The 22,044-nt window shown below is 40.1% G+C and carries 22 protein-coding genes; 14 read left to right on the plus strand and 8 right to left on the minus strand.

Annotated features, from left to right (window positions below; translation table 11 throughout):
* The 14 genes from D8803_RS09810 to D8803_RS06035 all read left to right on the plus strand — a co-directional run.
* The coding region (locus tag D8803_RS09810; RefSeq protein ID WP_223805115.1) for a hypothetical protein at positions 1-214 on the plus strand (214 nt) is incomplete at its 5' end.
* 547 nt (positions 215-761) lie between these two features.
* Positions 762-1,454 carry a YjjG family noncanonical pyrimidine nucleotidase gene (locus tag D8803_RS05975; RefSeq protein ID WP_131200556.1) on the plus strand — a complete coding sequence of 231 codons (693 nt, stop codon included), beginning with the start codon at positions 762-764 and terminating at the stop codon, positions 1,452-1,454.
* A gap of 61 nt (positions 1,455-1,515) precedes the next feature.
* The gene (locus D8803_RS05980; protein ID WP_131200557.1) at positions 1,516-2,169 is read left to right on the plus strand and encodes a uracil-DNA glycosylase; all 654 of its coding nucleotides are present in this window, start codon (positions 1,516-1,518) and stop codon (positions 2,167-2,169) included.
* A gap of 9 nt (positions 2,170-2,178) precedes the next feature.
* Positions 2,179-2,643, plus strand: a complete 465-nt coding sequence (locus D8803_RS05985; protein WP_131200558.1) for an NUDIX hydrolase — start codon at positions 2,179-2,181, stop codon at positions 2,641-2,643.
* Positions 2,644-2,655: 12 nt separating this feature from the next.
* On the plus strand, positions 2,656-3,924 hold the full coding sequence (locus D8803_RS05990) for a dihydroorotase (protein WP_131200559.1): 1,269 nt from the start codon (positions 2,656-2,658) through the stop codon (positions 3,922-3,924).
* Positions 3,925-3,965: 41 nt separating this feature from the next.
* Positions 3,966-5,321 carry an MATE family efflux transporter gene (locus D8803_RS05995; protein WP_131200560.1) on the plus strand — a complete coding sequence of 452 codons (1,356 nt, stop codon included), beginning with the start codon at positions 3,966-3,968 and terminating at the stop codon, positions 5,319-5,321.
* Positions 5,322-5,474: 153 nt separating this feature from the next.
* Complete coding sequence (locus tag D8803_RS06000; RefSeq protein ID WP_131200561.1) at positions 5,475-6,443, plus strand: thiamine pyrophosphate-dependent dehydrogenase E1 component subunit alpha; 969 nt, start codon at positions 5,475-5,477, stop codon at positions 6,441-6,443.
* 16 nt (positions 6,444-6,459) lie between these two features.
* Positions 6,460-7,452: an alpha-ketoacid dehydrogenase subunit beta gene (locus tag D8803_RS06005; RefSeq protein ID WP_125847487.1), complete on the plus strand. Its 993-nt coding sequence runs from the start codon at positions 6,460-6,462 to the stop codon at positions 7,450-7,452.
* 558 nt (positions 7,453-8,010) lie between these two features.
* Complete coding sequence (locus D8803_RS06010; protein ID WP_125449094.1) at positions 8,011-9,054, plus strand: dihydrolipoamide acetyltransferase; 1,044 nt, start codon at positions 8,011-8,013, stop codon at positions 9,052-9,054.
* 44 nt (positions 9,055-9,098) lie between these two features.
* Positions 9,099-10,802 carry a dihydrolipoyl dehydrogenase gene (gene lpdA, locus D8803_RS06015; protein ID WP_125847489.1) on the plus strand — a complete coding sequence of 568 codons (1,704 nt, stop codon included), beginning with the start codon at positions 9,099-9,101 and terminating at the stop codon, positions 10,800-10,802.
* A gap of 59 nt (positions 10,803-10,861) precedes the next feature.
* Positions 10,862-11,851, plus strand: a complete 990-nt coding sequence (locus tag D8803_RS06020) for a lipoate--protein ligase (RefSeq protein ID WP_125847491.1) — start codon at positions 10,862-10,864, stop codon at positions 11,849-11,851.
* A 191-nt stretch (positions 11,852-12,042) separates the two neighbouring features.
* Positions 12,043-12,285: a lactococcin 972 family bacteriocin gene (locus tag D8803_RS06025; RefSeq protein WP_125847493.1), complete on the plus strand. Its 243-nt coding sequence runs from the start codon at positions 12,043-12,045 to the stop codon at positions 12,283-12,285.
* Positions 12,286-12,346: 61 nt separating this feature from the next.
* Complete coding sequence (locus D8803_RS06030; protein WP_131200562.1) at positions 12,347-14,356, plus strand: DUF1430 domain-containing protein; 2,010 nt, start codon at positions 12,347-12,349, stop codon at positions 14,354-14,356.
* Between the two features lies 1 nt (position 14,357).
* A complete protein-coding gene (locus tag D8803_RS06035; protein WP_125847497.1) occupies positions 14,358-14,990 on the plus strand; it encodes an ABC transporter ATP-binding protein in 633 nt (210 codons plus the stop codon).
* A gap of 80 nt (positions 14,991-15,070) precedes the next feature.
* Here the strand turns inward: D8803_RS06035 and xerS are convergent, their stop codons facing one another.
* From xerS to ylqF, 8 genes are all read right to left on the minus strand, one after another.
* Positions 15,071-16,141, minus strand: coding sequence for a tyrosine recombinase XerS (gene xerS, locus D8803_RS06040; protein WP_131200563.1), 1,071 nt, complete (start codon positions 16,139-16,141; stop codon positions 15,071-15,073).
* Positions 16,142-16,283: 142 nt separating this feature from the next.
* A complete protein-coding gene (locus D8803_RS06045; protein WP_038805249.1) occupies positions 16,284-16,574 on the minus strand; it encodes a hypothetical protein in 291 nt (96 codons plus the stop codon).
* On the minus strand, positions 16,555-16,947 hold the full coding sequence (locus D8803_RS06050) for a hypothetical protein (RefSeq protein WP_061416863.1): 393 nt from the start codon (positions 16,945-16,947) through the stop codon (positions 16,555-16,557). Before D8803_RS06050 ends, D8803_RS06045 begins: the two co-directional genes overlap by 20 nt.
* Positions 16,929-18,203 (minus strand): hypothetical protein, encoded by a 1,275-nt coding sequence (locus D8803_RS06055; RefSeq protein ID WP_131200564.1) that lies wholly within the window; start codon positions 18,201-18,203, stop codon positions 16,929-16,931. Before D8803_RS06055 ends, D8803_RS06050 begins: the two co-directional genes overlap by 19 nt.
* Positions 18,203-18,634: a hypothetical protein gene (locus D8803_RS06060; RefSeq protein WP_190316805.1), complete on the minus strand. Its 432-nt coding sequence runs from the start codon at positions 18,632-18,634 to the stop codon at positions 18,203-18,205. Before D8803_RS06060 ends, D8803_RS06055 begins: the two co-directional genes overlap by 1 nt.
* Positions 18,635-18,788: 154 nt before the next feature.
* Positions 18,789-20,339 (minus strand): ClC family H(+)/Cl(-) exchange transporter, encoded by a 1,551-nt coding sequence (locus D8803_RS06065; protein ID WP_131200565.1) that lies wholly within the window; start codon positions 20,337-20,339, stop codon positions 18,789-18,791.
* A 12-nt stretch (positions 20,340-20,351) separates the two neighbouring features.
* Positions 20,352-21,131, minus strand: coding sequence for a ribonuclease HII (locus D8803_RS06070; RefSeq protein WP_131200566.1), 780 nt, complete (start codon positions 21,129-21,131; stop codon positions 20,352-20,354).
* Positions 21,118-21,969 (minus strand): ribosome biogenesis GTPase YlqF, encoded by an 852-nt coding sequence (gene ylqF, locus D8803_RS06075; RefSeq protein WP_084975363.1) that lies wholly within the window; start codon positions 21,967-21,969, stop codon positions 21,118-21,120. The genes D8803_RS06070 and ylqF overlap by 14 nt, the downstream gene beginning before the upstream one ends.
* Between the last annotated feature and the right edge of the window lie 75 nt (positions 21,970-22,044).

The raw sequence follows: 22,044 nt of genomic DNA on the forward strand, positions 1-22,044 counted from the left end.
AAAAAAAAAAAAAAAAAAAAAAAAATATGAAAAAGATAATTTCCAAAATATCATTTACGAAGTCAAGAATAGTCAATTAGTGAGAAAACTGGAATACACATCATATTATGATCTAGGAACTTTGCATTCACGACATTATATAATCATAACTCAAGATAGTGTAGTGGAGATTCTTGTTTCTGCAAATTTGAAATTAGATATCAGCCAATACTAGAAAATTTGCTAATCAAACATGTACATGACTTTAGTACAATTATCGGAAAATAGAACTTGGAGAAATGATATGGAAAAATGGACGAAAATTAAACCGGACTTTATTCCTTTTGGCGACTATGGTATTGAGATAAATATAGATGGGGACACTCTAATTGTCTACTTGGAAGATTCAGAAAAATTTAAATTTACCTTTACAAAGATCTGGGCTTTCCGAACAGTCCAGGAAAGTTTAGAATTAAGAGATAAATACTGGGAACAAGGATTGGCAGAGAACAGACCACTTTATCTGACCAACTATATCTATGAGGTCGAGAATACAGAGTNTGGTGATTTGGTCGCTTCTGCAAATATAGCTAATAAAAAGCTTCATCACTATTTCATAATGTCGACAGAATATTTAGTGGATATTCTATCTGAAAATGATGTAAAAGTGGAGAAAGTATAAAAATAAGGTGAATAAGTCCTTTAAGTCAATTCAGATTATGATAACTACCTGTTTCATTTATGCTATAATATTCTTAATGAATTTTCAGAAAGGAAACTCAATGCCCTACAAATTTCTACTCTTCGACCTTGATCACACCTTGCTTGATTTTGATGCTGCTGAGGATGTGGCTTTGACGCAACTTCTAAAAGAAGAAGGGGTGGCAGATATTCAAGCCTATAAAGACTACTACGTTCCTATGAACAAGGCTCTCTGGAAGGACTTGGAACAAAAGAAAATCAGTAAACAAGAACTGGTTAACACGCGCTTTTCTCGTTTATTTGCTCATTTTGGACTGGAGAAAGATGGTACATTACTTGCTCAGCGTTACCAATTTTATCTCGCTCAGCAGGGACAAACTCTTTCGGGCGCTCATGAACTCTTGGACAGCCTCATCGAGAGAGATTATGAGCTATACGCTGCGACAAATGGGATTACTGCCATTCAGACGGGTCGTCTGGCTCAATCTGGTCTGGCTCCCTATTTCAACCAGGTCTTTATCTCCGAGCAGTTGCAAACACAAAAACCTGATGCACTATTCTATGAAAAAATCGGTCAGCAGATTGCAGGATTTGATAAAGAAAAGACGCTGATGATTGGAGATTCCTTAACTGCCGACATTCAAGGTGGCAATAATGCTGACATTGACACTATCTGGTACAACCCTCAACGCCTCGAAAATCACACACAAGCCCAACCAACTTATGAAGTCCATTCTTACCAAGACTTGCTGGATTGTTTAGATAAACTGTAAAAAGTGGTTTAGATAGCCACTTTTTGCTATAATAGAGGCAGGAAAAACGAAGGAGTTGGCTATGCAACACTCATCTTGGCATGCTTTGATTAAGGAGCAATTACCTGAAGGTTATTTTGGGAAAATCAATCAGTTTATGGATCAGGTCTATGCTCAGGGAACTGTTTATCCACCTAAGGAAAAGATTTTTCAGGCTCTATTGACTACACCGCTTGAAGAAGTTAAGGTAGTGATTCTAGGGCAAGACCCCTATCACGGGCCAGGTCAGGCTCAGGGCTTGAGTTTTTCTGTTCCTGACTCTATCCCAGCTCCGCCATCCTTGCAAAATATCTTGAAAGAATTGTCAGACGACATCGGCGTTAAGAAGTCCCATGATTTAACTGCTTGGGCTGAACAAGGAGTCTTACTTCTCAATGCTTGTTTGACCGTTCCTGCTGGGCAGGCCAATGATCATGCTGGGCTAATATGGGAGCCATTTACAGATGCTGTGATTCGGGTTGTCAATAATCTAGACAGACCTGTAGTCTTTGTACTCTGGGGCGCTTATGCACGCAAGAAGAAGGCCTTGGTTACCAATCCTCACCACTTGATTATCGAATCAGCCCATCCTAGTCCTTTATCTGTTTACAGAGGATTTTGGGGTTCCAAGCCTTTTTCCAAGGCCAATGCATTCTTAATAGAGACAGGACAAGAGCCAATCGATTGGCTTAGATAAGGAGAAAATATGCCTCAGTTAGCGACGATTTGCTACATTGATAACGGAAAAGAACTGCTCATGCTCCATCGTAATAAGAGGCCTAATGATGTCCATGCGGGTAAATGGATTGGTGTGGGTGGTAAGCTAGAGCGAGGCGAGACACCTCAGGAGTGCGCAGCGCGTGAAATCCTCGAAGAAACAGGCCTCAAAGCCAAGCCAGTACTAAAAGGCGTTATCACTTTTCCAGAATTCACGCCAGATTTAGACTGGTACACCTATGTTTTTAAGGTGACAGAGTTTGAGGGGGACTTGATTGACTGCAATGAGGGGACACTGGAATGGGTTCCCTATGATGAAGTTCTAAGCAAGCCAACTTGGGAAGGTGATCACACCTTTGTTGAGTGGCTTTTAGAGGACAAACCCTTCTTTTCAGCTAAGTTTGTTTATGATGGGGATAAATTGTTGGATACCCAAGTCGATTTCTATGAATAAAGGAGAAAGCAGATGCTACTAATCAAAAACGGTCGTGTAATGGATCCCAAGTCTGGTTTGGAACAAGTGTGTGATGTTTTGGTCCAAGACGGGAAAATTGTCAAAATTTCCCCTGAAATCAGGGAAGAAGGAGCAGAGGTGCTTGATGCTACTGGTCTTGTAGTTGCACCTGGACTAGTTGATATCCATGTTCATTTCCGTGAACCTGGTCAGACTCACAAGGAAGACATTCATACTGGTGCCCTAGCGGCTGCTGCAGGTGGATTTACAACGGTTGTCATGATGGCTAATACTAGTCCAACCATTTCGGATGTAGAGACTCTTCAAGAAGTTCTCCAGTCAGCTGCCAAGGAAAAGATTAACGTCAAAACGGTTGCGACTATTACCAAGAATTTTAATGGCCAAGACTTGACTGACTTTAAGGCGCTTTTAAAAACAGGTGCCGTTGGTTTCTCAGATGACGGTATTCCACTTGAAAGCAGCAAGGTTCTCAAAGAAGCCTTGGAAACTGCTAAAAAACTTGGCACCTTTGTTTGTTTACACGAGGAAGATCCCGGATTGAACGGCATTCTTGGCTTTAACGAAAACATCGCTAAAGACCACTTCAAGATCTGTGGAGCGACAGGGGTGGCAGAATACGCCATGATTGCGCGTGATGTCATGATTGCCTATGCAACTAAGGCCCATGTTCACATCCAGCATTTATCTAAGGAAGAAAGTGTCAAGGTAGTAGAGTTTGCTCAAGGTTTGGGGGCCCAAGTCACAGCAGAAGTGGCACCACAACATTTTTCTAAGACAGAAACTCTTCTTTTAACTCAAGGTAGCAATGCCAAAATGAATCCTCCGCTTCGTTTGGAGTCAGATCGCCGTGCCGTTATCGAGGGCCTCAAGTCAGGCGTCATCACTGTGATTGCGACAGACCACGCGCCTCACCATGCAGATGAGAAAAATGTAGAAGATATCACTAAAGCACCATCTGGTATGACTGGTCTGGAAACCTCTCTATCTCTCGGTCTGACTTATTTGGTCCAAGCTGGTGAACTAAGCTTAATGGAATTGCTAGAAAAAATGACTGTTAATCCAGCTAAATTGTACAACTTTGAAGCAGGTTACTTGGCTGAGAATGGTCCAGCAGATATCACCATCTTTGATGACAAGGCTGATCGTACTGTTGGTCCAAACTTTGCTTCAAAATCAGCTAATTCTCCATTTATCGGCGAAACCTTAAAAGGGCAGGTCAAATATACTATCTGTAAGGGACAAATCGTCTACCAAAACTAGATGGGACTCTGCTCTATAAACCATAAGAATAGAGAGCGTTTATGTATCCAACCCATCAATTTAAAGACAAGTTTGTTTTATTTCTTAAGATATTTTTCCCTATCCTGATCTATCAATTTGCCAATTATTCTGCCTCTTTTGTCGATACGACCATGACGGGGAAGTACAATACCATGGATTTGGCGGGGGTGTCAACTGCAACGAGTCTATGGAATCCTTTTTTCACCTTTTTAACAGGGATTGTTTCGGCCATGGTTCCCATCATCGGCCATCATCTAGGAAGAGGCAAAAAGGAAGAAGTAGCATCTGACTTTTACCAATTTATTTATTTGGCTTTTGGGCTGTCTTTGGTTTTGCTTGGCATGGTGCTTTTTCTAGCGCCTCCAGTTTTAAACCATATCGGACTAGAAGCTCAAGTGGCGGTAGTTTCAGTTCGTTATCTTTGGTATTTGTCTATCGGAATTATTCCCTTGTTGCTTTTCAGTGTTATCCGATCGCTACTTGATTCTCTCGGTTTGACCAAGCTATCCATGTACCTCATGCTCTTATTGCTACCTTTAAATTGTGGGTTTAACTATTTATTGATCTACGGAGCCTTTGGGTTTCCAGAGTTAGGTGGAGCAGGAGCAGGGCTAGGAACCTCACTTGCTTATTGGTGTCTACTGGGAATTTCCATCATCATCTTGGTCAAGCAGAAAAACCTAAAAGAACTTCATTTAGAACGACGCGCCCCTCTGAATTTAGAGAGAATTATGGAGGGAATTCGCTTGGGATTACCAATCGGTGGAACTGTTTTTGCTGAGGTTATTATTTTTTCAGTCGTTGGTTTGATTATGGCTAAGTTTTCGTCTATGATTATTGCTAGCCACCAGTCAGCCATGAACTTCTCGACACTCATGTATGCTTTTCCCATGAGTATTTCTTCTGCCATGGCCATCGTTGTTTCTTATGAGATAGGAGCTAAGCGATTTGATGATGCTAAGACCTATATCAAACTTGGACGTTGTATAGCACTGATATTTGCAGGCTTTACATTGAGCTTTCTCTATATTTTGAGAGATGTCGTAGCCAGTTTATATGGCAATAATCCTGACTTCATTGAACTAACATCTACCTTCCTAACTTATAGTCTATTTTTCCAGTTAGCTGACACCGTTGCAGCTCCTTTACAAGGAATCCTGAGAGGCTATAAGGATACGGTTGTTCCCTTCTATCTAGGAGTAATTGCTTACTGGGCTGTTTCCATTCCATTAGGCTTATTCCTAGATCATGTGACAACTTTGGGAGCCTATTCTTACTGGATTGGTCTAATAGCGAGTTTGGTCGTTAGTGCTATCCTCTATCAATGGCGTTTGCAAACAATTATGAAAAGATTTGAAGTTTCCAATGTCAAATAAACTTTGTGAAAAAATAATCTAACTAAAGAAAATCCCTGTTTTAACAGGGATTTCTTTTTTTGTCTTGTGAAATTTTGTAAGTCATAAACTTTGACAGTGTTTTCAAAAAGAGGTAAAATATTAAGGAAAGAACAAAGTTAGAAAGGCAAGATTATGTCAACTTTAGATAAAAATCTTTTGCTAGAGATGTTCCGTAAGATGGAAGAAATCCGTCGCATGGACTTAAAAATCGCTCAGTTAGTGAAAAAGGGAAAAGTTCCCGGTATGACTCACTTTTCTGTCGGAGAGGAAGCTGCTAACGTCGGGGCGATGCTGGCTCTTAACCCAGATGATCTGATCACATCTAACCACCGTGGTCATGGGCAAGCTATTGCTAAGGGGATTGACCTCAACGGAATGATGGCTGAAATCCTTGGTAAATACACTGGAACCTGTAAAGGAAAAGGTGGTTCTATGCATATCGCCGACCTAGATGCTGGTAACCTTGGTGCCAATGGTATCGTAGGTGGTGGTATGGGAATCGCTGTTGGTGCAGCACTCAGTCAGCAAATGCAAAATACTGGAAAAATTGTCGCTTGCTTCTTTGGTGACGGTGCTACCAACGAAGGTGTTTTCCACGAAGCTGTTAACATGGCTTCCATCTGGAATCTGCCAGTCATTTTCTACTGCATTAACAATGGTTATGGGATTTCTGCAGACATCAAGAAAATGACCAATGTAGAGCATATCCATCACCGTAGCGCTGCATATGGAATTCCTGGAATGTTTATCGAAGATGGAAACAATGTCATTGATGTTTATGAAGGATTTAAGAAAGCTGTAGACCATGTTCGTGGTGGCAATGGTCCAGTCTTGATTGAAAGTGTTACTTATCGCTGGCTTGGCCACTCATCATCTGACCCTGGTAAATATCGTACACGTGAAGAAGTAGAATTGTGGAAACAAAAAGACCCAATCGAAAACCTTCGCAACTACCTCTTGGAAAACAAGCTAGCAAGTGCCGAAGAATTGGAAGAAATCCAAGCACAAGTCAAGGAAGCAGTAGAAGCTTCTGTTAAATTTGCAGAGGAAAGTCCATTCCCACCGCTTGAATCCGCATTTGAAGATATTTACGCAGACTAAGGAGAAAGAGATAAAAATGGAAACAAAAACAATGTCGTTCCGTGACACCATTATCCTTGCTATGTCTGAGGAAATGCGTCGCGATGAAAATGTGTTCTTGATGGGAGAAGACGTCGGTGTCTTCGGAGGAGACTTCGGAACTTCTGTTGGAATGCTTGAAGAATTTGGTCCAGAACGCGTTCGTGATTGTCCGATTTCTGAAGCAGCTATCTCTGGAGCAGCAGCGGGAGCAGCCATGACAGGTCTTCGTCCAATCGTCGATATGACCTTCATGGACTTCTCAGTCATTGCCATGGACAATATCGTTAACCAAGCTGCTAAAACACGCTATATGTTTGGTGGTAAGGGACAGGTTCCAATGACTGTCCGTTGTGCAGCTGGTAACGGAGTTGGTTCTGCGGCCCAGCACTCGCAATCACTAGAGTCTTGGTTTACTCACATTCCAGGACTTAAGGTTGTAGCACCAGGTACGCCTGCGGACATGAAAGGACTGCTCAAGTCTTCTATCCGTGATAATAACCCTGTTATCATTCTTGAGTATAAGTCAGAATTTAACCAAAAAGGGGAAGTGCCAGTTGATCCAGACTACACAATCCCACTTGGAGTTGGCGAAATTAAACGCGAAGGAACGGATGTAACAGTTGTTACTTACGGTAAAATGCTTCGCCGCGTGGTTCAAGCAGCTGAAGAATTGACAGAAGAAGGAATTTCGGTTGAAATTGTGGACCCACGCACCCTTGTACCGCTTGATAAGGATATCATCATTAACTCAGTGAAGAAGACAGGTAAGGTCGTACTGGTCAACGATGCCCATAAAACAAGTGGCTATATCGGAGAGATTTCAGCAATTATTTCAGAATCAGAAGCATTTGACTATCTAGATGCACCAATCCGCCGTTGTGCAGGAGAAGATGTGCCAATGCCTTACGCACAAAACCTAGAAAATGCTATGATTCCAACCGTTGAAAGCATCAAAGATGCAATCCGTAAAACCTATAACAAAGAATAAGATTGCATAAGATAAATTATGTAAACTATTTGTAGGTTTTAACTTTAACAACTTGAGATATGTTTTGTATCCAAGTTGTTTGTAAAGTTGCGACAGGAACGAATCGAATTGTTATTATTCGATGAGTGACTTAGTAAGTCTACTAGGTTGACCGCCTAATAGCGGCAACCGTAGCAACTTGAGATGCGTGTTGTATCCAAGTTACTTGTAGAGTTGAACACGGGCTAAAAACTCGGAAAAAAGATAAATCTTCTTGGCTTCATCGAAGTCTGCGTTGATTTCCTATTTTTCAGTCGCTTTTTTACGCCCTTAGTATCATGTAATTGAATTCGGACGGAGGTCTGCGAAAAAAAGATAGATTTCCTTGTGTTCATCGAACACATCGTCAATCTCCTATTTTTTCATTGCCCTCTTCGTCCTTAATATCTTATATTCGAACACGGGCTAAAAGCTCGAAAAAAAGATAAATCTCCTTGGCTTCATCGAAGTCTGCGTTGATTTCCTATTTTTTGGTCGCTTTTAAACGCCCTTAGTATCATAATTAGAATTGGAGAGGTCATGGCTGATGACAAGCTAAGAGCGACTCCTGCGGCTAGAAAGTTAGCGGATGATTTAGGTATCAACCTCTACGACGTTTCTGGCTCAGGTGCAAACGGTCGTGTCCACAAAGAAGACGTGGAAACTTATAAAGACACAAACGTGGTTCGCATTTCGCCACTTGCAAAACGAATTGCCCTCGAACATAACATTGCTTGGCAGGAAATCCAAGGAACTGGTCATCGTGGTAAGATCATGAAGAAGGACGTTTTGGCCTTCCTTCCTGAAAATATCGAAAACGACACCATCAAGTCACCTGCTCAAATCGAAAAAGTGGAAGAAGTTCCAGACAATATCACTCCTTATGGTGAGATTGAGCGTATTCCAATGACACCAATGCGTAAGGTCATCGCCCAACGTATGGTTGAATCCTACCTAACTGCGCCAACCTTCACGCTCAACTACGATGTCGATATGTCTGAAATGCTAGCTCTTCGTAAGAAGGTTCTTGAACCAATCATGGAAGCAACTGGTAAGAAAATTACGGTTACTGACCTTCTTTCACTGGCTGTTGTTAAGACATTGATGAAACACCCTTACATCAACGCTTCGTTGACTGAAGATGGTAAAACCATTGTCACTCACAACTATGTCAACCTTGCTATGGCAGTTGGGATGGATAATGGATTGATGACACCCGTTGTCTATAATGCTGAAAAGATGAGTCTTTCAGAGTTGGTTGTTGCCTTCAAAGATGTCATTGGTCGTACCTTGGATGGTAAATTAGCTCCAAGTGAGTTGCAAAACTCAACCTTCACAATTAGTAACTTGGGAATGTTTGGCGTTCAGTCCTTTGGTCCGATCATCAACCAACCAAACTCAGCTATCCTCGGGGTTAGCTCAACAGTTGAGAAACCTGTAGTTGTCAATGGTGAGATTGTTATCCGACCAATCATGAGTCTAGGATTAACCATTGACCACCGTGTCGTAGATGGTATGGCTGGTGCTAAGTTTATGAAAGACTTAAAAGCTTTGATTGAGAATCCAATCTCAATGTTGGTTTAAGTCAGCTATTATTATTTTAGAGATTTAGATAAAGGAAGTAAGACATGGCCTTAGAAGTAATTATGCCAAAAGCCGGCGTGGATATGACAGAAGGACAAATCGTCCAATGGAATAAAAAAGTCGGTGAATTTGTAAAAGAAGGAGAAATCCTTTTGGAAATCATGACTGACAAAGTCAGCATGGAATTGGAAGCCGAAGAAGATGGATACTTGATTGCTATCCTCAAAGGAGATGGTGAAACTGTTCCAGTAACGGAAGTCATCGGTTACCTTGGAGAAGAAGGGGAAAATATCCCAACAGCTGGAGCGGCAGCGCCAGAATCAAAACCTGCACCTGCAGCTAGTGCCTCAAACGACGATGGTAAGAGCGATGATGCCTTTGATATCGTTGTAATTGGTGGAGGTCCTGCTGGTTATGTTGCAGCGATTAAAGCTGCCCAACTCGGTGGGAAGGTAGCCCTTGTTGAAAAATCTGAACTCGGTGGAACCTGCTTGAACCGTGGATGTATCCCAACTAAGACCTACCTTCACAATGCTGAAATCATCGAAAACATCGGTCATGCAGCAAACCGTGGTATCGTCATCGAAAATCCAAACTTCACTGTAGATATGGACAAACTCCTTGAAACCAAGTCTAAGGTTGTCAATACCTTAGTTGGCGGAGTTGCTGGTCTCCTTCGTAGCTACGGAGTTACTGTACATAAGGGAATTGGTACCATCACTAAAGACAAGAATGTCTTGGTAAATGGTTCTGAATTGCTTGAAACTAAGAAGATCATCCTTGCTGGTGGTTCAAAAGTCAGCAAGATTAACGTTCCTGGTATGGAATCTTCACTCGTGATGACCAGTGACGACATTCTTGAAATGAACGAAGTTCCAGAAAGCCTTGTTATTATCGGTGGTGGAGTTGTCGGTATCGAACTCGGTCAGGCCTTCATGACATTTGGTTCAAAAGTGACTGTTATCGAAATGATGGACCGTATTGTTCCAGCTATGGATGCTGAAGTTTCTAAGAACCTTCGCTTGATCCTTGAGCGTAAAGGAATGACCATCTTGACAGGTACAAAATTGCAAGAAATCATCGAAGAAAATGGTCAACTTCGTATCAAGGTTGAAGGAAAAGACGATATCATTGCAAATAAAGCTCTTCTTTCAATCGGTCGTGTACCAGATCTTGAAGGAATTGGCGATGTTGAGTTCGAGTTAGACCGTGGTCGTATCAAGGTTAATGAATATATGGAAACTTCTGTTCCAGGTATCTATGCACCAGGTGATATCAATGGTACTAAGATGTTGGCTCACGCAGCCTTCCGTATGGGTGAAGTAGCAGCTGAAAATGCCCTTAAAGGAAATCACGTTGTAGCGAAACTTAACTTGACTCCTGCAGCCATTTACACTCTTCCTGAAGTAGCAGCAGTAGGTTTGACAGAAGAGCAGGCTCGTGAGAAATACGATGTTGCCATCGGTAAATTCAACTTTGCTGCGAACGGACGTGCTATTGCATCGGATGCTGCTCAAGGTTTCGTAAAAGTCATTGCAGATAAGAAATACGGGGAAATCCTTGGTGTGCATATCATTGGTCCTGCAGCCGCAGAATTGATCAACGAAGCATCAAGCATCATCGAAATGGAAATCACTGTTGAAGAAATGCTGAAGACTATCCACGGACACCCAACATACTCTGAAGTTATGTACGAAGCATTTGCGGATGTACTAGGAATGGCCATCCATTCACCGAAGAAAAAATAAATCGAAGATAGAATAGACTGGAAAGGTATTTTTCAGTCTCTATCCTATAAAGGGATATCATGAAATACATTATCAATCATTCAAACGACACTGCATTTAATATCGCCTTGGAAGAATATGCCTTTAAACACTTACTAGATGAGGATCAAATCTTCCTTCTTTGGATTAACAAACCATCTATCATTGTTGGACGTCACCAGAACACTATCGAAGAAATCAACCGTGATTATGTTCGCGAAAATGGTATTGAGGTAGTCCGCCGTATCAGTGGTGGTGGAGCTGTTTATCACGATCTGAACAACCTCAACTACACGATTATCTCAAAAGAAGATGAAAACAAGGCCTTCGACTTCAAGAGCTTCTCAACCCCAGTTATCAATACCTTGGCTCAACTAGGTGTTAAGGCTGAATTCACAGGCCGCAATGACCTAGAGATTGACGGAAAGAAATTCTGTGGAAATGCCCAAGCCTATATCAACGGACGTATCATGCACCACGGTTGTTTGCTCTTTGACGTTGATTTGTCAGTCCTTGCTAACGCACTCAAGGTTTCAAAAGACAAATTTGAGTCAAAAGGTGTGAAATCCGTCCGTGCTCGTGTAACCAATATTATCAATGAATTACCAGAAAAAATCACAGTTGAAGAATTCCGTGATTTACTATTGGAATACATGAAAAAAGAGTACCCAGAGATGACTGAATACACTTTTTCTGAGCAAGAATTGGCCGAAATCAATCGCATCAAGGATACCAAGTTTGGAACTTGGGACTGGAACTACGGTAAATCACCTGAATTTAACGTCCGTCGTGGAACAAAATTTACCAGCGGTAAGGTTGAAGTTTTTGCCAACATCATTGAATCAAAAATCCAAGACATCAAGATTTATGGTGACTTCTTTGGTATCGAAGACGTTGCTGCAGTAGAAGATGTCCTTCGTGGAGTGAAATACGAACGCGAAGATGTCCTTAAGGCACTAGAAACTATTGATATCACACGCTACTTTGCTGGAATTAGCCGTGAAGAAATCGCTGAAGCGGTAGTGGGATAAAAGGAAAAGAAGCTGGTTGTATGACCAGCTTCTTTTTCAGTTATCTTATATATAATAATTTGTATTTTTTTAAAAAAGTGATATAATACAGATGTGAAGAGTTGCTCTGGAAAGGAGAAAAAACGGAAACTATATTTTGAGCAATTCATAATTTTATTGTTAAATAAAGCTTTTAATTTTAATTATGGAAGTTGAGTTGTAGCTTAGCGTGTCCTGTCTTTGCTGATTGGGTATCTGGTGGTAATTGGAGTTACGGAGGATATCATGATCCAAGCAATTGGGGAGCTTTCTCAAATTATTTCCACGCCTATCGTTGGAATTGGTCAAGTGTGACTCGGGCAAGTGACAGCAAATCTAATGTAGGTTATGCTTCTGCTCATTACATCATAAATAGAAATTTTGGTGAAGTTGTATACTTTAATTATGGATTTTAATTGCTAAAGTTTATCTTAGAGAGGAAAAATCTCTCTAGGATAAACTAGAAAGAGTAGAATTATGAAACGTTTATTTATACTTTTCTCGAACATTTTTATTCTAATCTTTCTGCTTTGGATTGCCTTTATTTCCCCAAATACGCTCATCTACCGAAGCCTCCCTGTGGTAGGAGTTCTTAAACAAGAAAGAGCTGTCACCTATGAGGAGCTTTCAGCCAACTTAGATCAGTTAGCAAGGGAAAGCAATAGTGTAATTGCTCGCCAGATTCAACAAACGGATTCGCAAGGTCAGGTCAAGTTCTCCTATGATATCTACGGAGAAGGAGAGCTTCCAAAGGGCATCAAAAAAGCAGATAAAGAAGTCGCTTCTAAGAAAAGCTTACTTACCAATTACTATATACTCTCAGGGAAGTTACCACTCGAAAAGTTGGATCAAAAACTACACGAACTTGGTTTCTCAAAGACTTTCATGAATAAGCCTAATCTCTTGCAGAATTTTATGGCATTTTTTGGTTCCGGTTCCCAATCCTTAGCCTTGGTTATTTTTATTCTTAGCTTTAGTGCATTGGCCATTATTCAAAAAACACTTGAATTGAGGAGTGCAGGGATTCGTTATATTGCAGGGATGAGACGGTACCAACTCTTTGGACGTTCTCTCATGGAAGACAGCAGAGAGCTGCTTTTAGGATGTATTGGAGCCAGTGCCTTAGGATCCATTTTGATTTATTATTTACAATTGACCCCTTTTGCCTATTCTCTCATCATTTCAGCTAGTATTATTTACAATACACTTTTATTTATTTTATCTGCTTTTCTATCCTTTTTCTTTGCATTCAGTATTCAGACAGTACACTTGGTCAGCCTTTTAAAGGGGAAAATTCCATTAAAAAGAGTCTTGTTTTTTCTCTTTACATGTCAATTTCTTGCAATCACTGTCATTGGTCTTTCAATTCATCGTGTCAGCATCTATGGCTCTATCTGGCAGACTTACCAAGAGGGGAAAGTGGCTTGGTCTAAAGAGACGAATTGGGTTCAAATTGGTGTAAATCGGGAGGATTTTTCACAGGGTACAAACAAAGAGACGCAAATTGAGAACAGAGCCAAATGGTCTAAGCTCATCGAGTCTGGCATCGAAAAAGGTGGTCTCTTGGTCTATCATCAGCTCGCACCTTTTGATTCAAAAGGCTTCATGAATGATCCTAGAACGGGTAGAAAGATTTCAATCACAGATTACGATCCTCTTGCCAATACCCTGTATGTCACACCAAATTACCTTGATATTCAAAGGATCTCAGTTTCCCCCGAGGAAAAAGAGCGTTTGAATCACTTGCAAGCTGGAGAGTTTGGACTCTTGCTCCCTGAAAAGTTGAAAGGACAAGAAGAGGAGTTGAAAAAACGCTATGAAGATTATCTGACTCCTAGTGATGAACAAGGAAAGAGTCAGTTGCCTATGAAAGCACGGGTGACCTATCTTCCTAACAACCAAAAACGATTTATCTATAATAATACACCGATGAGCTATCAGCAATTTCTGACAGATCCGATTTTGGTTGTTGTTCGACCTACAAGCTTTGGTGGCTACGAAAATCCTTATTTCTCTCATCTTAATTCTTATCTATACTTTGATGGTCTGGAAAAAAGCAAGAAACTAGTAGCTGAGAATGGGCTTGAAAAAAACGTTAGTCAATATGACTATGCAGCAGCTGTCTATCAGCAGATGATGCAATCCATTCAATTAGAGAACCTCATGACCATTGCTGGAGGTGTCTTCGGAATGGCGACCTCCATTCTACTCTTTAACACCATGAATTTTCTCTATTTTGAAGAGTTTAGAAGACCGATCTTTCTGAAGAAAATTGCGGGCATGGACTTTTTGAAAATTCACCAAAGCATGCTCATATCGGAGATTGCCATGCTGTTATTAGGTAGTGTCCTGATTTTCTTTCTCACACAGGAATGGTGGATCGCTATCGTCACGCTTTTATTATTTACGATTAATGCTTGGCTGATTCTCCTTTACCGCTCGCACAAAGAAGAGCATTTCTTGCCCATTATTCTGAAAGGAGCCTAATATGATTAAAATAGAACATCTGGAAAAATCATTTGGAGAACGGACCGTCTTTCAGGATATCAATCTGCAATTTGCAGCAGGAAAGGTCTATGCGCTAATCGGAAATAGTGGTTGTGGCAAGACGACTTTGCTTAATATGATTGCAAAACTAGAATCTTATGATGAAGGAAAAATACTGTATAAAGAGAAGGATATAAAAACGATAAAATCTACAATATTTTTTAGAAATGAGCTAGGCTACCTTTTCCAAAATTTTGGATTGCTAGACAATGAAACTGTGTCTTCTAATTTAGATTTAGGCCTTATTAATCGACAGTGTAATCGTAAAGAAAAAGAGAATTACAAAAAAGAAGTATTAGCAAGAGTAGGATTATCTCACATTCATTTAGAACAAAAAGTGTATGAATTATCTGGTGGTGAAGCACAACGTGTCGCCCTGGCCAAGATTATTCTGAAAGATCCACCGTTAATACTCGCAGATGAGTTGACCGCTGCACTTGATCCAATAACTTCACAAGAAATCATGAAGATATTATTAACAATGAAGAATCAAAATCGTCTAATCATCATTGCAACTCATAATCCTGATATTTGGAATCAAGCAGATGAGGTTATTAATCTAAATAGACTATAAATAATAAAACAGAAGCTCGGTGGAGGAGGAGTTTCTGTTTTACTTTATATTACAAAGTTGCATAATTTATTTTATGTATTTCACAAACTATCCAAAGCATTCTTTTGTTCATCATTGACAATATGGGTATAGAGGTCAGTGACTTGTGTGCTGGCATGTCCTAGCTGGTGGCTGACCAAAACTTGCGATTTAGTCGCATCATAGAGTCTAGTTGCTAGGGTATGGCGCAGTTTGTGGGGGGTTACACGAACTTTGAAGTCCTCAGAGTATTTAGCAACCATTTTTTCGACGCTGGAAGCATCAATACGGTTCGGAACACCTCGGTAAAGTGTCAGAAAGAGTGCAATGTCCGTCTTTTCAGTCTTATAGCGTTGATTTCTAATGGCTAGATAATTCTCTAGATAAGGCTTAGCAAAGGCAGCGACATTAACCGAGTCACGTTTGCCACCTTTACGTGTGACATCAATGACCATCATTTTGAGATTGAGGTCTCTTAGATCCAGATTAACAGCTTCAGATAAGCGGACACCAGACGCCAAGAGAAGGGCGATAATGGCCAAATCACGTTCTTTATTTTTATTGAATGACGAGAGAGCGCGATTTGAGAGTTGTTGTGGGTACTCTTGATCGATATAAGTTAGAAAAGCTTCTGTTTCATCACCTAGAAAGAGTTTTTGCTTGATATTTTCAGCTCTGGCAGCAAGTGTTTCTTTCTTTTTCTTGGTTGAAACTTTCTTCATTACATTTCGATAGAAATATGGCTCACCCTGGTCGTTTTCAACCTCCTCGGTCAGATACTTGTAAAGACTGGAAAGAGCTGACAAGGTTCGATTGATTGTTGTCTGAGAGACACCTTGCTTTGTTGTATTGGCATTCAGCAAAGGTCGTTCTCGTAGATAAAGGATAAAGGATTCCATATCTTTCTTTGTCATATGTTCTAAGACAGATAAAGGAATATCAGACATTTTATCCGCATTTGAAATACCAGACTCCAAAACCCAGCTGAAAAATCGATCGTATTCCTTGAGGTATTCGTACAAGGTTGTAAAACTATAGGGAACAGCAAGCTTAGATTGGTAGTATTCCAAAACATACCAGGGCATGATTTGTTTTAGTTTGTCGATTCGTTCCAGTAAAATCTCACGTTTCATGTATTTTCTCCATAATTAAGTCTACTAGTAGTATAGCATAGACCAATATATTTTTCAAGAAAATTATAGTTTTTCGGAAAGATGTTATAAGAAACTTAAAAACAGAAGTCTAACTTTATTCCATTTATTCTGAACTACTTTATTAAATTTCATCATACTTGAGTAACATATTCGGAATCTTTGCTTCAAGACTCTTGCGAACTTTACCTTTAATTGCAGTGTCCATTTGGCTATTTATGCTTGTGATGGTTGATTTGGTTTCTGTAGCAATTTTTTCAGCTGCCATATTAAAGTTTTCTTTTAATTTATTTTTTGCTGATATTGCTAATCTTGCTTCCGTAATAATTCGGTTTCTTTCCATCATTCGATACATTTGTTTCAGTGCATATTGATATTCTTCATCAGTGTAGTATTCATTCATTGGCGCTTGCATAATCTCTCCTTAGTTTGTGAAATTCTTCGTCTAAATCATTTCTTTTTTTGCGAAACTCGTTATCGTATTTTTCTCTCTCATCTTCGAGTTTAATTCTACGTTCTCTGTATACCTGATCTGAAAAGTGTCTCATATTTTCTATTTCTGTAAAGTAGTCTCTAACATCATCAGCACTTGTCTCAAATTTTCTCAAAATATGATACATTTTATCTACTTCTTCGGATATCAGTTTTTCTAAGTTTGCATTTCGTTCGTCTAGATCGAGTGCTTTGTTATCGAGTTTCTTCTTTTCTTGATAATATTGGTCTTCTAGAGCAAATAGTTCTCTTTCTTTCTCTCTTATTTCTTCCCATTTTACATCTTTTCTTTCCATTGTCGAAACTCCTTGGCTAATTGCTTGTCTGTTGCTACTGTTTTTTCGATAACTTCCTGTAATTGTTGATCCAAATTTTCAAATGCTTGGGCAGAATCATCCATCTTAGTGACTGTTTGTTTTGTTTCTGCTTGAAAAGTATCGATAAACTGTGCTTGAGTGATACCTTGGCTAGCAAAAAGGGCCTCAACCTCATAGGGAGCTAAGGCTGTATAGCTCGTAAAGTCGATTTTTGACCAAATTTCTTGTAATTCCTGATTGGCTTTTTTGGCTAAGGCGCTCACTTCATCAGCTCCAGTTCTTGCTGCTGTAGCCATAGATGATGATAAGATAGAACCCTGAGCTGCATCTAAGTATATTTCCTCAGAACTACTAATACCACCTGATAACCATTTTGACTTCAAGTCCTTGTAATGAGCCATTCCTCGGAGACGACTGTTGGCATACGCTCGATAAACACCACTGATTAAGGGTTTTCCTCCTTTGCCATCTACAAGTTGACCAGTTACAGGGTCAAACTCCCAGTCCTCAATTTTATGGCTCGAACCATCAATCCAATGAATCGTGCTAGGCATAGAATTTGTAATATCAATCGGACTATTATACCATTCTGGATGGTTGAAATCATTCCCAATTACTACATCATCATTTTTTCTACGGTAATCTATAAACATAGAAGGATTATTTTCAATAAAAGCTTTTTCTTCCAGTGTGAGTGCACCATATTTAAACCAAGCATTAAAGGTGGTTGTAGGTATGTGATATTTAGCCCCTACTTTAAGCATATAAGCCCCTTGTGAATAGCCCGATAGTTGACTGACTTCATATCTGGGATCGTCCATAATCTCTTTTACGAATTGGTCGGCAACCTTATATTGTGGAGATAAATAAGTTTGCCTTGCAATTATGGCACTATTGACATCGCGTGAACTAAACATAGTTTTATTCACCGGACTATCAGGGTCAGTTCCTGCCGCAATCACAGCTACATTTTTATAATCTGCTTTGCCATTGACAATTGGTGCAACTGCCAGTCCATCAAAACCTGTTTCAGTGTCAGACTTAGTGGCAACAACACGGAATTCTTGACCATCGGAGGTGGTTATAGTGTTAGTTTCATCCGAAGATAACTTATCATTTGTTTTGGCTACAACTTTCTTTTCAACTTCCCTTTCAGCATATTCAAAATTTACACTATAAACATTTTTTCCGTGATTTAATTCATTGAGTTGTTTATCAGTATAAGTGTATACCATTAATATTCTCCTTCTGAGCCATCTGAATAAATAATTTTTGTGAGTTTACTTGTCTTACCCCAGTGACTATTTAAAAATTCTCGGTCCTCTTTTCTATTCTCTCTTTCTAAGGATACATCAGAAATACGTTTATCATTTTTTGAATAATTAATTTTATATTTTATGCTTCTCTCATTAAAAAATAGTTCAACTACGCAAGTCCAGCTTCCTGGCGGATTTGTGTAGTTTGCATTAGAAAATCTAATTTCTTCAATACCCTCATAACTATCTTTTAAAGTTTCAACCAGACTAACTTCATACTCTCTATTTCGACGCTCTTCTTGGGATTTCCCTAACATGCTAAACATAAATATACCTCCTGCTGTGATAATTGCGAGTGACAAAACGATTAGTAGCCTTTTATGGCTTTTTTTATTGCTGGAATTATTCATTTAAGCTTTTCCCCTTTTTCTTATTATACTATATTTTAATTAATTTTAACGATATAAGAAGTAAAAACCGATCTCTGCTCGAGAATCGGTTTCTAAAGTAATTTATTGAAAATCCAGAACTTAAAATACATAAAATAAATTATGCAAATACCACCTACAACAACAAATCTTTGACTTTTCCAATTTCACTTTTTGGAATCACCAAGTGAATCATATCACCCAGATACATTCTAGTTGAGCCGTTAACGGTTTGACTTTTGCCATTATGGACTTGTGTGGTGATGAGTACGTTATGTGGCAGGTTGAGCTCGTGAACCTGTTTTCCAGCGATCTTATCTGATACAGGGATTTCAATGAGGGTGACTTCTCCTTCATCTGTTGCTTCTTCTGGTAGCATTTTTTCCAGCATGGCCTCATAAACTGGAGCGCCCTTGAGTAGATCCATGATGATGTAAGCAACCAAGGTCACTAAGCCAAGTGGCATGAGGTTGCGAATATCTCCAACCATCTCGGTTACGAGTATCATAGCGGTTAAGGGAGCCTTGGATATTGCCCCAAAGTAGCCACTCATTCCCAGAATGACAAATATAGGAAACTGCTCTTGACTGACAAGCCCAAGATTGACACAAATGACACCGACTAGGGCACCAAGCAAGGAACCAAGCGCCAGAATGGGAAGGAAGATTCCTCCTGGGAGACCACTTCCATAGCTAATCATGCTCCAAACAAAGCGAATCAAAAAGTAAGCTAATAGAACTTGGAAACTAAAATCTTGCTCAGTTAAAGAAAGAACGACCTGATTTCCACCACCGAGAATTTGTGGTAAGAAGATGCCGACTGGTATGATAAGGATAAAAGCCAAGATTGGATAATAAGCTCTATCCAAATGGATTTTTTGACCAAGCCAATCATACACTCGACCAACATTGAGTACAGCTTTCTCATAGAGAAAACCAGAGAGTCCGAGAAAAACTCCCATAAGGAGGTAAATCCAATACTGGTCTAGGGTCATGAGAGGAATATTGTCTGGCATATCCAGTACGGGTGTTAGGCCAAATATGAGTAGTGAGACAAAGTTTGCTACGAGACTGGCTGCTAGAGTTGAGACCCAGAAAAAGCGTGAAAAATGGTGATAGACTTCTTCTACAACAAAGAGGAGACCTGCGATTGGTGCATTAAAGGCAGCGGCTAAACCTGCAGCAGCTCCACTGGCAATCAGGGAACGTTCTTCAACTGGGCTAGATTTTAGCCACTTGGCAATACCTTTACCACCAACAGCTCCAAGTTGAATGCTTGGCCCTTCTCGTCCTAACATAAGTCCACTGGCAATAGCAAGAATCCCTAGGACATATTTTTTCCAGAGGACACTCCACCAGTTAAGAGCCATGAGTCCTTTTAGTTCGGCTTCGACTTGAGGAATTCCTGAACCCTTGATATCTTTTTCTGACCGAGTTAGTTTCGCACTGAGCCAGTAAACGAATACATAAAATAGACCAATGATAAAAAGATTGCGCACTAGGTGCGCTTGATCTTGATAGAGTCCTTGTATCAGGTGGAAGCCCTTTTCGATTAAGAAACGAAAAGATCCGACGATTAGCCCGACGACGAGACCAACAATGATTCCTCGTCCAACTTGGGATAATATGGTGCTTGAGGCAAAGGCAAATTCTTTCTTGGAACTGAGTGTTTCTGACTGTTCCTCCATAATCATTTCCTCTTACTTGTCTTTCTTAGTTGAAACCAGTGTTTTGACTGGTTCAAAACTGGTTCGGTGAATTGGGGTGACACCTAATTTTTCCAGTCCTTCTAGGTGTTTAGCTGTTCCATAGCCTGCATTAGCCGTGAAATCATAGCCAGGAAATTGCTGATCGTATTCTTTCATAATATTATCTCGTGTCACCTTGGCCACTATAGATGCAGCTGCGATAGAAAGGGAGTTAGCATCTCCTTTGATAATGGAGGTTTGTGAAATTGGTAACTCCAGTTTCATGGCATCTATCAAAAGGTGCTCAGGTTGTGGACTGAGCTGGGATATTGCTTCTTTCATGGCTAGTTTGGTCGCCTCGTAGATATTGACTTGGTCAATGATATGATTATCCATGATACCAATACCGATTGCCAAGGCTTGATCTTGAACAGCATGATAAATTTCCAAATGTTTCTTTTTGGGGATCTTCTTGCTATCGTTGAGGGCTTTAATTTTACAATTTTTCGGCAAGATAACGACTGCAGCGACCACAGGACCAGCCAGAGGACCACGGCCGACCTCGTCAACACCTGCTATAAAGGTCAATCCTTGCTTATAGAGTTCTTTTTCATAGGAAAGCATAGATTCCAAACGAAGGTCTTCATCCAGTTCAGCCTGAATGGCTTTTTTACGCTTGCTGATTTCTTTTTGAACTCCAGAACGAGTATCTTTTTCCAGTTCAAGAAAAAGGGGATTGTCTAATTCTTTGACAGTAGCAAGAAGTTCTTTGATTTCTTTAATCGTCGTCATCGATGTCGTCCAATGTATCTAAGGTGTAGTTACCGAGTTTTCCATCACGGACCTCCTTGACGAAGAGGCTGTAAAAGCGGTCGTAGTCGTCTCGGAAACCAAGGGCACGAGTCATATCCATGATGATAACAGGAGCTTCTTCTTCAATTTTCATTTGTTTAAAACGTTCAGCTAGCTTATCAGGATAATGTTCTTTGAAATAATTGAGACCAAAAATGGTCACTTCGTCCATAGGAAGCAACTGGTCTTTGATAGCTCCGGTCAAGGCTAGTTTGAGTGCGACAGCATCATCTTCGAACTTAGGCCAAAGAATCCCTGGTGTGTCTAGGATTTCAAGGTCTTTATTGGTTTTGAGCCATTGTTGCCCCTTGGTAACACCTGGTTTATTGCCGACTACCGCAATCTTTTTCCCAGCCAAACGGTTCATGAGGGTTGATTTACCAGCGTTTGGAATTCCAATAATCATGGTCCGCAAGGTTTCAATCTTGATACCGCGTTCTTTCTGGCGTGCAATCTTATCAGCCATGAGCTTTTTGGCTGCATCAGTCACAACTTTCACAGTAACTTGCTCTTTGGAATTGATGGCCAGTGTTTGAATTCCCTGTGATTCAAAATACTGACGCCATTCTTTTGTCATCGCTGGATCAGCTAGGTCTGCCTTGTTTAAAATCAAGAGTTTGGGTTTATCACCCACAATCTTGTTTAACATAGGATTTTGACTAGATAAAGGTAGACGCGCATCCACCAAAATCGTCACAAAATCAACAAATTTTAAATTCTCCTGAACTTGTCGCCGAGCCTTAGACATGTGGCCCGGAAACCATTGAATAGTAGCCATAATATTTTCCCCTTCCGACTAAAAAAACGTAATAAAACGTTTTCTTTCTCACCATCTATTCTATCATAAATTAGG

It is taken from the genome of Streptococcus oralis, assembly GCF_003943385.1.
Classification (GTDB): domain Bacteria; phylum Bacillota; class Bacilli; order Lactobacillales; family Streptococcaceae; genus Streptococcus; species Streptococcus oralis_CA.

Bases quoted from the DNA above. Each gene is read 5' to 3' on its own strand.
- D8803_RS06060 (WP_190316805.1), bottom strand. From the start codon at position 18,634: ATGAATAATTCCAGCAATAAAAAAAGCCATAAAAGGCTACTAATCGTT.
- D8803_RS06045 (WP_038805249.1), bottom strand. From the start codon at position 16,574: ATGCAAGCGCCAATGAATGAATACTACACTGATGAAGAATATCAATAT.
- D8803_RS06010 (WP_125449094.1), top strand. From the start codon at position 8,011: ATGGCTGATGACAAGCTAAGAGCGACTCCTGCGGCTAGAAAGTTAGCG.
- D8803_RS06050 (WP_061416863.1), bottom strand. From the start codon at position 16,947: ATGGAAAGAAAAGATGTAAAATGGGAAGAAATAAGAGAGAAAGAAAGA.
- D8803_RS06070 (WP_131200566.1), bottom strand. From the start codon at position 21,131: ATGACGACGATTAAAGAAATCAAAGAACTTCTTGCTACTGTCAAAGAA.
- D8803_RS06055 (WP_131200564.1), bottom strand. From the start codon at position 18,203: ATGGTATACACTTATACTGATAAACAACTCAATGAATTAAATCACGGA.
- D8803_RS05980 (WP_131200557.1), top strand. From the start codon at position 1,516: ATGCAACACTCATCTTGGCATGCTTTGATTAAGGAGCAATTACCTGAA.
- D8803_RS05975 (WP_131200556.1), top strand. From the start codon at position 762: ATGCCCTACAAATTTCTACTCTTCGACCTTGATCACACCTTGCTTGAT.
- D8803_RS06030 (WP_131200562.1), top strand. From the start codon at position 12,347: ATGAAACGTTTATTTATACTTTTCTCGAACATTTTTATTCTAATCTTT.
- D8803_RS06035 (WP_125847497.1), top strand. From the start codon at position 14,358: ATGATTAAAATAGAACATCTGGAAAAATCATTTGGAGAACGGACCGTC.
- D8803_RS06005 (WP_125847487.1), top strand. From the start codon at position 6,460: ATGGAAACAAAAACAATGTCGTTCCGTGACACCATTATCCTTGCTATG.
- D8803_RS06020 (WP_125847491.1), top strand. From the start codon at position 10,862: ATGAAATACATTATCAATCATTCAAACGACACTGCATTTAATATCGCC.
- ylqF (WP_084975363.1), bottom strand. From the start codon at position 21,969: ATGGCTACTATTCAATGGTTTCCGGGCCACATGTCTAAGGCTCGGCGA.
- D8803_RS06065 (WP_131200565.1), bottom strand. From the start codon at position 20,339: ATGGAGGAACAGTCAGAAACACTCAGTTCCAAGAAAGAATTTGCCTTT.
- xerS (WP_131200563.1), bottom strand. From the start codon at position 16,141: ATGAAACGTGAGATTTTACTGGAACGAATCGACAAACTAAAACAAATC.
- lpdA (WP_125847489.1), top strand. From the start codon at position 9,099: ATGGCCTTAGAAGTAATTATGCCAAAAGCCGGCGTGGATATGACAGAA.
- D8803_RS05995 (WP_131200560.1), top strand. From the start codon at position 3,966: ATGTATCCAACCCATCAATTTAAAGACAAGTTTGTTTTATTTCTTAAG.
- D8803_RS06000 (WP_131200561.1), top strand. From the start codon at position 5,475: ATGTCAACTTTAGATAAAAATCTTTTGCTAGAGATGTTCCGTAAGATG.
- D8803_RS05990 (WP_131200559.1), top strand. From the start codon at position 2,656: ATGCTACTAATCAAAAACGGTCGTGTAATGGATCCCAAGTCTGGTTTG.
- D8803_RS05985 (WP_131200558.1), top strand. From the start codon at position 2,179: ATGCCTCAGTTAGCGACGATTTGCTACATTGATAACGGAAAAGAACTG.